Origin of the sequence: Jannaschia sp. 2305UL9-9, assembly GCF_041403465.1 — a bacterium.
Classification (GTDB): domain Bacteria; phylum Pseudomonadota; class Alphaproteobacteria; order Rhodobacterales; family Rhodobacteraceae; genus Jannaschia.
Map to the genome: position 1 here is coordinate 72,581 of NZ_JBGEHM010000004.1, position 12,906 is coordinate 85,486.

The following is a 12,906-nucleotide window of genomic DNA, read 5'->3' on the forward strand; positions in this document are numbered from 1 at the left end:
ATGGCCACGGCACATGACAAGCGCAACCACGACGCTACGGCGTTTGAAACGCCAAGGCGATGGGAAACGTTCCTTTGGCGTGGCTCCTATTCGGCAGCCAGCCCATCCGTAAACTGCAATCTGGCCAGCCGCGCATACAATCCGCCTTCGGCTACCAATTCGTCGTGCGTGCCCTCGGCGGCGATGGCACCGTCCTTCATGACAATGATGCGATCCGCCTGTTTCACCGTCGCCAGACGGTGCGCCACGATGATCGTCGTGCGACCACGGGCCAAGCGTGCGACCGCATCCTGCACGGCCCGCTCGCTTTCCGCGTCAAGCGCGCTCGTCGCCTCGTCCAGCAGCAGGATCGGCGCGTCGCGCAGGATGGCACGGGCAATTGCGATGCGCTGCTTCTGTCCACCGGACAGCATCACGCCCCGTTCACCGACGTAGGTGTCATACCCCTCCGGCAGGGCCATCAGGAACTCGTGCGCGGCGGCCGCCTTCGCGGCCTCCTCGACCTCGGCGTCGGTTGCATCCGGATTGCCGAAGCGGATGTTGTCGCGGGCCGAAGCCGCGAAGATCACCGGATCCTGCGGCACAAGGGCCATCCTGCGCCGAAAGGCGTTCCGGTCGAGATCGCGCAGATCCGTACCGCCGAGGGTGATGCGCCCGGACGCAGGGTCATAGAACCGCTGCAGCATCTGGATCATCGTCGACTTGCCAGCGCCGGACGGGCCGACAAGGGCCACGGTTTCGCCGGGCGCCACGGTCAGCGTCACGCCATCCAGCGCCTTGATCGAAGGGCGCGTAGGATAGCGGAAGGTGACATCCTCGAAAGCGATCGCCTCATCCGTCGGCAGATCGGCGGCGGTGACCGGGTCCTGAACGTCGTCCTCGACTTCCAGCAATTCCACCAGACGCTCGGTCGCGCCGGCGGCGCGCTGCAACTCGCCCCAGATCTCGGACAGGGCCGCGACGGAGCCTGCGACCATGATCGCGTAGATCAGGAACTGGATCAGCTCGCCGATGCTCATGATGTCGGCGCGGACATCGCGCGCACCGATCCAGAGCACGCCGACGATGCCCGCAAAGGTCAACGAAATGACGATGAAGGTCATGATCGCGCGGACACGGATGCGCGTCTTGGCGGACTGGAAGCTCTGCTCTGTCACATCGGCAAAGCGCCCGGCTGCCGATGTCTCGAAGGTATAGGCCTGAACGGTCTGCGCGCTCAGCAACCATTCCGACGCCTTGCCGGAGGATTCGGCGATCCAGTCCTGATTTTCGCGGCTCAGTTTTCGCAATCGACGCCCCAGAACGATGATCGGCACGATCACGGCGGGCACGATCAGCAGGACCAGTCCCGACAATTTCGGCGCCGTCCACAGCATCAGGCCCATGCCGCCCACGAAGATCAGGATGTTGCGCAATGCGATGGACACCGACGACCCGATCACCGACAGCAACAACGTCGTGTCCGTCGTGATCCGCGACAGAACTTCCCCGGTCAGGATGCTGTCATAGAAGTTCGGGGACATGCGGATCATCCGGTCGAACACGGTCTTGCGGATGTCCGCCACAACCCGTTCGCCCAAGCGCGTGACCAGATAATACCGCAGGCCGGTTCCGGCCGCCAACAGGGCCGCGATCAGAAGGGCAGCCGCGAAGTATTGATCCAGCAGGGCCGATGTTCCGGTCTGAAAGCCGTCGACGACCCGGCGCACGGCCAGTGGCAGGATCAGGGACACGCAGGCCGTCAGGATCAGCGCCGCGATCGCCGCCGCGACCATCGCCATATGGGGACGGAAGAACGGGACGAGGGATCGCAAGCTCCCGATCTTCTTGGACCCAGCCCGGTCCTCTTCCTTGGCGATATCGACCATCGGGCCCTCCGGTTGCTCGGGCAATCAGGTAGCGGCGCACTGCGCGGGGCGCAAGATTGCGGGCGGCCCTGCGACGATGGCGCGGGATTGACCCGTTGTCCTGCGGCGGTGAAGCTGTGGGGATTGGCCCGGCACAGGATCGTCCCACATGATCGACCTCATCCCGCTCATCTTCTACGGCATTGTCTGCACCGTTCTCGCGGCGGTGGTCCCTCAGCGTCTGAAACTATGGGTGCGGTCGGCCATCGGGGCCGTCGTCGGGATCGGCGCGGCACTTCTGTTGCCGATCCTGCGCGGAACGTTCGGACTGTGACCGGACGAGGAAGGATGGAGCGGGCGGCGGGAATCGAACCCGCGTCATTAGCTTGGAAGGCTAAGGTCTTACCACTACACAACGCCCGCGCTCTGCGCTGCTTCTACTGCCCCATCCTGCCCGATTGCAAGGGGCGCGCGCGCACGTTTTTCATCACCGGCTGCTTCTTTGTTCCCCCAAATATCCAAATTCATGGCCCGTGGCCCCGCACCCCGCGACCGGATATTGAACCCCGCCCCCACGGGCGCTAGACGGGCGCGACCGTTGATCCCCCCGGAGGCCCCATGTCCATCGACAAGGAAACCGCGCGCAAAGTGGCAAAGCTTGCCCGTATTGCCGTACCAGAAGACCGGCTGGAGCCACTGGCCCAGGAATTCAACGCCATCCTCGGCTTTATCGAGCAGCTGCAGGAAGTCGATGTCGACGGGGTCGAGCCCATGGTCTCCGTCACGCCGCAGCGTCTGAAACGTCGGGCCGATGCCGTCATCGACGGCAGCCAGCAAGCCGCCGTCCTCAAGAACGCCCCCGATGCCCGCGAAGGGTTCTTTGCCGTCCCGAAGGTAGTCGAATGAGCCTGACCGATCTGACCATTGCCGCCGCCCGCGATGCCCTGCGCGCAGGCGAGGTGACCGCCGCCGAACTGACCGAAGCGCATCTGACCGCCATCGAAGGCGCCGGTGCGCTGAACGCCTTTGTGCACCATACGCCCGATGTCGCGCGCGAACAGGCCCGTGCCGCCGACGCGCGCATCAAGGCAGGCGATGCCCCCGACATGTGCGGCATCCCGATCGGGGTGAAGGACCTGTTCTGCACCAAGGGCGTCGCCTCGCAGGCCGGGTCGCGCATCCTCGAGGGGTTCCTGCCGGAATACGAAAGCACGATCACCGAACAGCTGTTCACATCCGGCGCCGTCATGCTGGGCAAGCTGAACATGGACGAATTCGCCATGGGCTCGTCGAACGAGACCTCCGTCTATGGCAATGCCGTGAACCCGTGGAAGGCCGGCAATTCCGACGCCAACCTGACGCCCGGCGGATCGTCGGGCGGGTCCGCAGCTGCGGTGGCTGCGCGCCTGTGTCTTGGCGCGCTTGGCACCGACACCGGCGGGTCGATCCGACAACCGGCGGCCTTCACCGGCATCACGGGCATTAAGCCGACCTATGGCCGCTGCTCCCGCTGGGGCGTCGTCGCCTTCGCCAGTAGCCTCGACCAGGCCGGACCTATGACGCGCACCGTGCGCGATTCGGCCATCATGCTGCGCGCGATGTCGGGTCACGACCCGCGTGACAGCACCTCCGCCGATCTGCCCGTGCCGGATTTCGAGGCCATGCTGACCGGCGATATCCGTGGCAAGGTCATCGGCATCCCCCGCGAATACCGAATGGACGGGATGCCCGCCGAGATCGAGGCCCTGTGGCAGCAGGGCACCGACATGCTGCGCGACGCGGGTGCCGAAATCCGCGACATCAGCCTGCCGCACACGAAATACGCCCTGCCGACGTACTACGTGATCGCCCCGGCCGAGGCGTCATCGAACCTTGCCCGCTATGACGGGGTCCGTTTCGGCCATCGCGCATCGCTGTCGCAGGGCGACGGCATCACCGAGATGTACGAAAAGACGCGCGCCGAAGGGTTCGGCGACGAGGTGCAGCGCCGCGTGATGGTCGGCACCTACGTGTTGTCGGCGGGCTTCTACGATGCCTACTACAACCGCGCCCGCCGGGTGCGCACCCTGATCAAGCGCGACTTCGAGACTGTCTTCGCCGATGGCATCGACGCGATCCTGACGCCCGCGACGCCGTCCTCTGCCTTCGAATTGGGTGCGATGGCCGATGCGGACCCGATCCAGATGTATCTCAACGACGTGTTCACCGTGACGGTGAACCTTGCCGGCCTGCCCGGCATCGCGGTGCCGACGGGTCAGGATGCCAAAGGCCTGCCCATGGGCCTGCAGCTGATCGGACGCCCTTGGGAAGAAGGCGCGCTGATGGACGTTGCACAATGCCTTGAGGCGCGCGCCGGCTTCGTGGCGCAACCGTCGAAATGGTGGTAGGCGTCCGGTAAAAGACCCCAAGAGGCTGATATGCGCGCATCTCCGACCCTGCTGCCCCTTCTGGCCGCCATGACCTTGGCGGCCTGCGATCCCCCCGTGCCCGACAGCGGCGCACAGGGGGCGGGGTTCGAGACCCCCGACCAATACGCCCAGCGACGCGAGGCGGAGCTTTCGACAGGCGTGCGCGCACCTCAGGCGGTGCGCCCGCCCGCGACCGAAGCGGAAGAACTGGCCAGTCAGACGCGGGCCATCCTTGGTGGCGGTTCGACTTCGACGCCTGCCACGACCGCGGCCCCCGCCCCTGTCGCCACGGCAACCATCGGGACGCCCGCGCCTTTGCCGACCATCGCGGACCCGGCCACCCTGACCACGGCCACGGCGACGGCAACCGTCGATCCGTCAGCCGTCGATCTGAGCCGTGACAACCCGACGCTCAGCCGGGAACAGGATTTCGGCGCCGTATCCGCCGAACGGTCCATTCAGGACGATGCCGCCCGCGTGAACGCCGCGCGGCAGCAGTATCAGCTGGTTCAGCCCACCGAACTGGAACGCCCCAACGACAACGGCCCGAACATCATCGCTTATGCGATCGAACGCGCGCGGCCGGTCGGCGCCTCTGGCACCTATCGTCGTGCGGCGTTGGCCAGCACCCGCCGGTCGGAGCAGAAATGCGAAGGCTATCGCACCGACGATGTCGCGCAGGAAGAATTCCTGAGTGCCGGCGGACCGGAGCGCGACCGTCTGAACCTTGATCCGGACGGCGATGGCAATGCCTGTGCGTGGGACCCGGCAACGTTCCGCAATCTGGTCCGCCAGTAAGGTGAACCGCGTCGACAGCCCGAACCACGGCCCCCGGCGCAGCGGTTTCGTGGCACCGGACCTGATCGTCATTCACTACACGGCGATGCGGGGCGGTGCCGGTCCCGCGATCAAGCGGCTTTGCCTGCCCGAGGCCGAAGTCTCCTGCCACTATATCATCGACGAAGACGGCACCGTGACGCAGCTGGTCGCCGATGATCGCCGCGCCTGGCATGCGGGTGCGGGCCGCTGGGGAGCGACCTGTGACGTCAACTCCCGCTCTCTCGGGATCGAATTGTCGAACACGGGCGCCGCGCCCTTTCCCGCGCCACAGATGGACAGTCTCGAAACCCTCCTGTCCGACCTCATGGCGCGGCATGGCATCCCGCCGCAGGGGGTCATCGGCCATTCCGACTGCGCGCCCGGCCGCAAGATCGACCCCGGTGCGCGGTTCGACTGGCGGCGATTGGCCCGGCGCGGCCTGTCGGTCTGGCCCGCCCCCGGTGCGGGGAATGCGGACGCGGACGCCTTTCTGTCGAACCTGAAAACGGCTGGCTGGACGGCGGATGCATCGACCGAATCGCTGCTCGGTGCGTTTCGCCTCAGGTTCCGTCCCTGGGCCGATGGTCCGCTGGATGGGCGCGATTGTGCCATCGCCGCGGACATGGCGCGACGCTTCCCCGTTGACGCGGGCGCGGCCACGTCCTAGGCGCGGCGCCGTGCGGGGGGCCGGACGGCCGCGCGGGGGCAACCCCACGAGGAAAGTCCGGACTCCACAAAGTGACGGTGCCGGGTAACGCCCGGGCGGGGCAACCCGACGGACAGCGCCACAGAGAAAAGACCGCCCTGCATGCAGGGTAAGGGTGAAACGGTGCGGTAAGAGCGCACCGGGGGGGCGGCAACGTCCCCCGCATGGCAAGCCCCACCGGGAGCAACGCCGAATAGGGACCCACCGCCCCCGGCAACGGGGGCTCCGGTACTTTGCCGCAGGGGTCCGGGTTGGCAGCTTGAGGGTGCGAAGCGATTCGCATTCCAGAGGAATGGTCGTCGAACCGGAGCGATCCGGGGAACAGAATCCGGCTTACAGGCCCCCCGCACATACAGATCCGACGTAATCCGCCGATGCGGGATCGTTTCGGGGCGTCCTTGTTGACAGACCGGAACATGCGTCATTTGCTGTTGCGTGGGGGTCACGATGGCAACACAGACAGCGGCGGCGCAGACGCATGTACACATGTTTCCAGGCAATCCCGGCCTTCCGCCGGATGTCATAGATCAAGTCGTGCACAGCCCCGACAGGCTGGGCCTTTTGACCGCAGAGGGGCATATAGCGACGTTGAGCACGCGTCTTGCCTTCGATCTGGGCTTTGAGGGGCCGACGGACCTGAGTGGTTTGCCCGTCTTCAGCCTTTGGCAACACGCAGACAGGCCAGAGGTCGAACAGGCCTTCGCGGCCGCCCTGACGGGCAATCCGGCGTGGGTTCGATTCGATCTGGGGTATATCGCGCCGATATCCTATCCTGCGAAGGTCACTTTTGCCCCAAATGTGCATCAGGATACCGTTCTGATGACCGTTGATTGGCAAGGTTCCGATATCGTCGGATGATGCGCTTGACAGCACGGTGACAACAGATAGAAGGCACACTCCGGATTAGAGGGGCTGCGCGTTTTTGCGCCCCGACCGACGCAGGAGACACCCGATGGCGAAGCCCACCACGATCAAGATCCGGCTGAATTCCTCCGCCGGGACCGGCCACTTTTACGTGACGAAGAAGAACGCCCGCACCATGACCGAGAAGATGGTCGTGCGGAAGTTCGACCCTGTCGTCCGCAAGCACGTCGAATACAAGGAAGGCAAGATCAAGTAAGCAACCGCTTGCGATCTTGCTGATCCGAAGGGCCGCGCGGGTTTGATCCTGACGCGGCCTTTTTCATGCCCGCCCTTCCGGTAGCCCCATGTCCCTCCTGCGTCCTGCCACTCCGGATGATGCCGCCGCCATCGATACCCTTCTGGCGGCGTCCTATCCGCGGCTGCTGGCCGAGGACTATGCGCGGGATGTTCTGGCCGCTGCCCTGCCCCGGATGGTTCGCGCACAGCCCGCCCTGCTGGCCTCCGGCACTTTCTACCTGCTGTTCTCGACAGACGGCGCCCTAGTCGCCGCCGGCGGCTGGACCCGACAGGCGCCCGGCCGCACCGGCACGGTTCAACCCGGCGTCGGCAATATCCGGCACGTGGCCGCACACCCCGATCACCTGCGCCAAGGGCATGCACGACCTCTGATGCAGCATATCATTCAGGACGCCCGCAGATGCGGCGTCACGCGTCTGGATTGCCTGTCTACCCTGACCGCCGTGCCGTTCTATGCCAGCCTCGGCTTCGACCGGCTCGCCAACCTCGATGTCGCGATGGGCCCGGACATCACCTTTCCATCGGTGCGGATGGTCCGCGCGGTCTGACCGCATTCACCCGGTCAGCCTCGGGTCCTCTCCCATCTCGAGGCCGGGAAAGACCACCCGCGACAAAAGCCCCGCGTCCGTGCCGAACAGACCGCGCAGGGCCCACGCCGCGTAGGCGCGGACATCCCGCGTCGGCATCAGGTCGCGACGGTCCAACAGCTGCGCCTCGGCGAGGCCGGGCCAGTCGCCCCAGACACGGCCGCCTTTCAGGGCACCCCCGGCCAGAATCAAGGTGCCGCCGGTTCCGTGATCGGTGCCCTGGGTGCCATTTTCCGCAGCCGTGCGCCCGAATTCCGTCATCGCGACAACCATCGTGCGATCCCAGTGCGGCCCGAGGTCGGCCTGAAGCCGCAAGATGCCATCGGACAAACGCCTGAACATGCGCGTTACCTGGTTCCGTTGGCCGCGATGACTGTCCCATCCCGGCAGGGACAGGGCCGCGATCCGCGATTCCTCGCGCAGGCGGGCGGCGGCAAAGGCGAACAGCGCGCCGTCTGCATCGCGCGTCGGCGCATCGTCGCCCAGTCCTTCGGCCGACAGCGACAGCGCCTTCTGCGCGTTGTCCCGGAAAAGCGGATCGTTGTGGTACTGATGAAGCAGAAGGTCCTGCGTCGCCTGCGCAAGGTCCAGCCGCGCGTCCGGTGCCCATGTCGCGCGCGGCGCATCCCCGCGCAGCAGCAGCATGTCATCGCGCCCGATGGCAAAGGCCGTCCGCCCCGTGGCCCCCGGCATCGCACCAAGAAGACGGTTCAGCCAGCCATCCCGATGCTGCGCGTCCGGAACCTCACCGGCTGTTCCCGCCTCGAGAATATCCTGCCCGTCGAAATGACTGCGTCGACCGCGATAGGGGGTGCTGACCGCCTGGGCGAACCCCAGCTGTCCCTGTCGCCACATCGGCGCAAGGGCCCCAAGTCCGGGATGCAGCGCGTGAAAGCCGGTCAGGTCGATCGCGCCCGCCGCCGGGCCGATGTCGAAACCGGGCCGCAGGACGCGCAGCGCAGGGTCGCCATAGGGTTGCAAGGCGTCCAATCCGTCCATGGCCCCCCGCAGGATGATCACCACGAGGCGATTGTCCGACGGCATCTCGGCGAAGGCCATCGGGGTGATCAGCGGGGCGGCGGCAAGCGAACACCCCACTCCGGTCAGAAGGCGACGCCGGGACAATGTCGGGCCCATGCCGTTACCTCCTCTGGAACTCGGGCGAGGACAGGATCAACCCGACCCCCGCCGCGCGACTTTCGGCGGCCGCCGCGGCGAACCGACTGCGCGGGCCGGCCAGGTCCGCGAGGGCGGTTTCCAGAAACGCGCGGGGATCGGGCGGCTCCGGCAGGGAGGCGGCGACCGACATGGCCCATTCGATCCGCGCTGCCAGCGTCTGCGGCGTGATCCACGCCTCGGCCGCTTCGGGCCAGCCGTCGGGCCCCGGTGCCCGCTGCCAACGCTGTCCCATCAGTTGCAGGGGCGTCAGGACGAAGTCGCGCACGATACGGTTTCCCGCCTCGGGCAGATCGGCGCCCATCCCCAGTGCCCGTGCCCCGGCCACGATGAACTCCAGCGGTCGTCGAACCTTGCGCAGCGCGCGATCCGATGCCGCGGGATGGTCCAGCATCACGGCATAGACCGCCAGCAGGTCGCCATCCGTCTCGATCCAGCGCCGGGTCATCGCCGCGACCATGTCAGCGTCCGGCACATCGGATTCGAAGTGCCGCACCAGCTTGGTGCACAGGTGACGCGCCGTCGCCGGGTGAACCGAAAGATCCGACAATACCTGTCGGATCGCCCCCTCATCCGGTCGTGCGCCACCGTAGGAAAGGCCCAGCACCTCCTCCGCCCCCGGTTCGACAAACAGCCCGCGAAACACCGGCGTGCCGTCATGCCTTACGGACAGACCGGTCAAAAGCTCGGCCAGTTGGGTGACATCCCTCTGACCATAGGGACCTTCGACACCTAGGGTGTGCAGCTCGAGGATCTCGCGTGCGAGGTTTTCGTTCAGACCCGCCCCCTGACGCCCCCGTGGGGAATTGGGGCCGACCGACCGCGCCTGGTCCAGATAGATCAGCATGGCGGGATGCATCACGGCGGCCTGCAACAGATCGGCGAACCGGCCCGTCAGATGGGGGCGGATCGCCTCTTCGTGATAGGCGGCAACGGATCGGCGCAGCAGGCCGCCACCATCCGTCACGGTGAAATGGTCGCACCAGAACCACTGCAACCGTTCGCGCAGGCCATCATCGGTCATCGCGCCACGGGCCACGATTCGGCCAAGGTCGGCGTGATAGTCGCGAAACATCTGTCGGTTGATCTGTCGGTAAGCCGTCGCTGACGCGTCGCTGCCGTCGTTGCGCGCCCGACGTGCCTCCGCCCAGCGACGGACCATGGCGGCCTTTTCTGCCCAAGCTGGCTGAGGATAGCGCGCCGCCATGGCATCAGTCCCCTGCAAGCGCGCCAAGACGGCGCCGGCATCCTGCGGTGCGGCATGGGCGGGCGACAACCCCGTTCCGAACCGAACGGCGGCCAGCGTTGGGGACAGGGGCATCTTTGGCGGACCTTTGCAAAGCTCCGCCACAGGATAACAGGTCTTTCGGACGATTTAAGGGCGGGCGCAGCGATCGGTGACCGCTGCGCCGACGCCGATGGTTCAGTCCTTGGGGATAGGCCGCAGGCCGAGTTCCATCAACTGGCCGGACACAGGCTCGCTCGGCGCGCCCATCATCAGGTCCTCGGCACGCTGGTTCATCGGGAACAGGATGACTTCGCGGATGTTCGCCTCATCCGCCAACAGCATCACGATCCGATCGATCCCCGCGGCACACCCGCCGTGGGGCGGTGCGCCGTACTGGAAAGCCTTGACCATGCCGCCGAAACGCTTCTCGACCTCGTCACGGCCATACCCGGCCAGCTCGAACGCCTTGAACATGATTTCCGGACGGTGGTTCCGAATGGCGCCGGAGATCAGCTCATAGCCGTTGCAGGCAAGGTCGTATTGATAGCCGAGGACATCTTCCGGATCGCCGTCCAGGGCCTCCAACCCGCCCTGCGGCATCGAGAAGGGGTTGTGGCTGAAATCCAGCTTTCCGTCTTCATCCCGCTCGTACATCGGGAAATCGACGATCCACGCAAAGGCAAAGCGATCCTTGTCGGTCAGGCCAAGTTCATCTCCGATGACGGTCCGGGCGCGCCCCGCGACACCTTCGAAATCGCCCGGCTTGCCGCCGAGGAAGAAGGCGGCGTCACCGACGCCGAGGCCCAGTTGCTGGCGGATCGCCTCGGTGCGTTCGGGGCCGATGTTCTTGGCCAGCGGGCCCGCCGCCTCCAGACCGTTGCCCTGATCCCGCCAGAAGATGTAGCCCATGCCCGGCAGGCCCTGCTCCTGCGCGAACTTGTTCATCCGGTCACAGAACTTGCGCGAACCGCCGGTCGGCGCGGGAATGGCACGGATCTGGGTGCCCTCCTGCTCCAGCAGCTTGGCAAAGATCGCAAAGCCCGAGCCTTCAAAATGCTCGGACACGATCTGCATCTTGATGGGGTTGCGCAGGTCCGGCTTGTCCGTTCCATACATCAGCGCCGCATCGGCATAGCTGATCAGGGGCCATTCCGCATCCACGGTGCGACCGCCCCCGAACTCTTCGAAGATGCCGCCGATCACGGGCTGAATCGCCGCAAAGACATCCTCTTGCGAGACGAAGCTCATCTCCATGTCGAGCTGATAGAAGTCCGTGGGCGAGCGGTCGGCACGGGGATCTTCGTCGCGGAAACAGGGCGCGATCTGAAAGTACTTATCGAACCCTGACACCATCAGCAGCTGCTTGAATTGCTGCGGGGCCTGCGGCAGGGCATAGACCTTGCCGGGGTGCAGGCGGGACGGCACCACGAAGTCGCGCGCGCCCTCGGGCGACGACGCGGTGATGATCGGCGTCTGGAATTCGTTGAAGCCCTGATCCCACATCCGGTTGCGCATCGACCGGACGACATTGGATCGCAGGATCATGTTGCGCTGCATGACATCGCGCCGCAGGTCGAGGAAACGATACCGCAGGCGCGTTTCCTCGGGATATTCCTGATCGCCGAAAACCTGCAAAGGCAACTCCGAGGAGGCGCCGAGGACTTCGATGTCGCGGATGAAGACCTCGATCTCGCCTGTCGGGATCTTGGCGTTCACAAGGCTTTCGTCGCGCGCCTTGACCGTTCCATCGATGCGAATGCACCACTCGGACCGGACCTTTTCGACCTCGTTGAAGACGGGACTGTCGGGGTCGCAGATCAGCTGCGTCATGCCGTAATGGTCGCGCAGGTCGATGAACAACACGCCACCATGGTCGCGGATACGGTGCACCCAGCCGGACAGACGGACGGTATCGCCCACGTCGGCCTTGGTCAGTCCAGCGCAGGTGTGGGTGCGAAAGGCATGCATGGCGGGGTCCTCGGGGATCGGAAAAGCGGGAAAATCGGTCGCGTCGGTTGACCGTGACCCGCCTGCGAAGTCAACCCCGCGCCCCGCGACAGGCCCCTCCTATTCCGCGGCCATGCCCATCTTGGGCATGAGGATCGCGGGATCGAGGGTGTCGACCACCTTCACCCCTGCGGGGAATGCGCGGTCACGGGCGGCACGCCCCGGAAACCCGACGACGTGCAATCCGGCGGACAGGGCGGCTTCCGCGCTCTCGGGCGTATCCTCGATCACGAGGGCATCCTCTGGATTGGCGCCGAGGGCCGTCAGGGCAGCAAGATAGATGTCGGGCGCCGGTTTGCCGTTCTCGACCACGGTGCGGTTGCCGATCCACGTGAAATCGCGACGCGACATGGCCGGTTCCAGCCCGGACAACACCAGGTCGACCTGATGCTCCGACGTCGTCGTGCAGAACGCGACGGGGACCGAGTCGGCCCGCGCCGCCGCGATCAGGTCGGTCAAACCGTCCCGAGGTTGCAGCCCCTGTTCGGCGACCAGCTTGGCAAAGATCTGTTCCTTCAACTGATGCAGGGCATCGGCGTCGACCTTATCGCCCGCCGCCTCGGCGTATTGCGCGATCCTGTTGCGCCCCCCGGGCTGATGCAGCATCCGGTAGTAGACCTGCGGCTCCCAGACCCACTCGAGGTCGCTGACCGCGAAGGCGAGGTTGAACGCCCGGCGTTGCAGTTCGGACGTTTCAGCGACCGTTCCGATGGCCCCCATCAGGATTGCGGAATGCTTCATGTTTTCCACCTCGTGTGTTGTGCGCGTGACCAGATCCTTGCGGTACGGGTGCAAGGCACCCTCAGGCTAGGCACCATAAGATTAACGGTGCCCTAAACCGATTTCGGGCAAACGCCGCCGAAAGCCGTTCGGTTCCGTGTTAATTGTCGAACAAAGGGGCGCGCACATGCGGGCGGGGTTGCACCCCCACGCCCGCGCCCCTAAACGCACGACAATTTGGCTCTAT

13 protein-coding genes, 1 tRNA gene and 1 other RNA gene are annotated in these 12,906 nt (G+C 65.7%); 9 read left to right on the forward strand and 6 right to left on the reverse strand.

Annotated elements, in window-relative coordinates:
- Nucleotides 1-86: 86 nt before the first annotated feature.
- Nucleotides 87-1,868: an ABC transporter transmembrane domain-containing protein gene (locus V6N07_RS15325; protein WP_371157356.1), complete on the reverse strand. Its 1,782-nt coding sequence runs from the start codon at nucleotides 1,866-1,868 to the stop codon at nucleotides 87-89.
- A 148-nt stretch (nucleotides 1,869-2,016) separates the two neighbouring features.
- On the opposite strand from V6N07_RS15325, the gene V6N07_RS15330 reads away from it, so the two are divergent.
- Complete coding sequence (locus tag V6N07_RS15330; RefSeq protein ID WP_371157357.1) at nucleotides 2,017-2,181, forward strand: hypothetical protein; 165 nt, start codon at nucleotides 2,017-2,019, stop codon at nucleotides 2,179-2,181.
- A 15-nt stretch (nucleotides 2,182-2,196) separates the two neighbouring features.
- Here V6N07_RS15330 and V6N07_RS15335 read toward each other — a convergent pair.
- Nucleotides 2,197-2,270, reverse strand: a tRNA-Gly gene (locus V6N07_RS15335).
- 195 nt (nucleotides 2,271-2,465) lie between these two features.
- On the opposite strand from V6N07_RS15335, the gene gatC reads away from it, so the two are divergent.
- The 8 genes from gatC (at nucleotide 2,466) to V6N07_RS15375 (ending at nucleotide 7,489) form a co-directional block, all read left to right on the forward strand.
- On the forward strand, nucleotides 2,466-2,753 hold the full coding sequence (gene gatC, locus V6N07_RS15340; protein WP_371157359.1) for an Asp-tRNA(Asn)/Glu-tRNA(Gln) amidotransferase subunit GatC: 288 nt from the start codon (nucleotides 2,466-2,468) through the stop codon (nucleotides 2,751-2,753).
- Nucleotides 2,750-4,234 (forward strand): Asp-tRNA(Asn)/Glu-tRNA(Gln) amidotransferase subunit GatA, encoded by a 1,485-nt coding sequence (gene gatA, locus V6N07_RS15345; RefSeq protein ID WP_371157361.1) that lies wholly within the window; start codon nucleotides 2,750-2,752, stop codon nucleotides 4,232-4,234. The genes gatC and gatA overlap by 4 nt, the downstream gene beginning before the upstream one ends.
- A gap of 30 nt (nucleotides 4,235-4,264) precedes the next feature.
- Complete coding sequence (locus V6N07_RS15350) at nucleotides 4,265-5,053, forward strand: hypothetical protein (RefSeq protein WP_371157363.1); 789 nt, start codon at nucleotides 4,265-4,267, stop codon at nucleotides 5,051-5,053.
- Nucleotides 5,054-5,114: 61 nt separating this feature from the next.
- The gene (locus tag V6N07_RS15355) at nucleotides 5,115-5,741 is read left to right on the forward strand and encodes an N-acetylmuramoyl-L-alanine amidase (RefSeq protein ID WP_371157605.1); all 627 of its coding nucleotides are present in this window, start codon (nucleotides 5,115-5,117) and stop codon (nucleotides 5,739-5,741) included.
- 12 nt (nucleotides 5,742-5,753) lie between these two features.
- Nucleotides 5,754-6,132: RNase P RNA component class A (rnpB, locus tag V6N07_RS15360), an RNA gene on the forward strand.
- 95 nt (nucleotides 6,133-6,227) lie between these two features.
- The gene (locus V6N07_RS15365) at nucleotides 6,228-6,638 is read left to right on the forward strand and encodes a hypothetical protein (protein ID WP_371157365.1); all 411 of its coding nucleotides are present in this window, start codon (nucleotides 6,228-6,230) and stop codon (nucleotides 6,636-6,638) included.
- A gap of 94 nt (nucleotides 6,639-6,732) precedes the next feature.
- Nucleotides 6,733-6,900 (forward strand): 50S ribosomal protein L33, encoded by a 168-nt coding sequence (rpmG, locus tag V6N07_RS15370; RefSeq protein WP_055681578.1) that lies wholly within the window; start codon nucleotides 6,733-6,735, stop codon nucleotides 6,898-6,900.
- 88 nt (nucleotides 6,901-6,988) lie between these two features.
- Nucleotides 6,989-7,489 carry a GNAT family N-acetyltransferase gene (locus tag V6N07_RS15375; RefSeq protein WP_371157367.1) on the forward strand — a complete coding sequence of 167 codons (501 nt, stop codon included), beginning with the start codon at nucleotides 6,989-6,991 and terminating at the stop codon, nucleotides 7,487-7,489.
- A gap of 6 nt (nucleotides 7,490-7,495) precedes the next feature.
- On the opposite strand, the gene V6N07_RS15380 is transcribed toward V6N07_RS15375, so the two are convergent.
- From V6N07_RS15380 to V6N07_RS15395, 4 genes are all read right to left on the reverse strand, one after another.
- The gene (locus V6N07_RS15380) at nucleotides 7,496-8,665 is read right to left on the reverse strand and encodes a DUF1501 domain-containing protein (protein ID WP_371157369.1); all 1,170 of its coding nucleotides are present in this window, start codon (nucleotides 8,663-8,665) and stop codon (nucleotides 7,496-7,498) included.
- 4 nt (nucleotides 8,666-8,669) lie between these two features.
- The gene (locus tag V6N07_RS15385; protein ID WP_371157371.1) at nucleotides 8,670-10,025 is read right to left on the reverse strand and encodes a DUF1800 family protein; all 1,356 of its coding nucleotides are present in this window, start codon (nucleotides 10,023-10,025) and stop codon (nucleotides 8,670-8,672) included.
- Between the two features lie 102 nt (nucleotides 10,026-10,127).
- The gene (aspS, locus tag V6N07_RS15390; protein WP_371157373.1) at nucleotides 10,128-11,900 is read right to left on the reverse strand and encodes an aspartate--tRNA ligase; all 1,773 of its coding nucleotides are present in this window, start codon (nucleotides 11,898-11,900) and stop codon (nucleotides 10,128-10,130) included.
- A 99-nt stretch (nucleotides 11,901-11,999) separates the two neighbouring features.
- Nucleotides 12,000-12,680 (reverse strand): HAD family hydrolase, encoded by a 681-nt coding sequence (locus V6N07_RS15395; protein WP_371157375.1) that lies wholly within the window; start codon nucleotides 12,678-12,680, stop codon nucleotides 12,000-12,002.
- Nucleotides 12,681-12,906 lie beyond the last annotated feature (226 nt).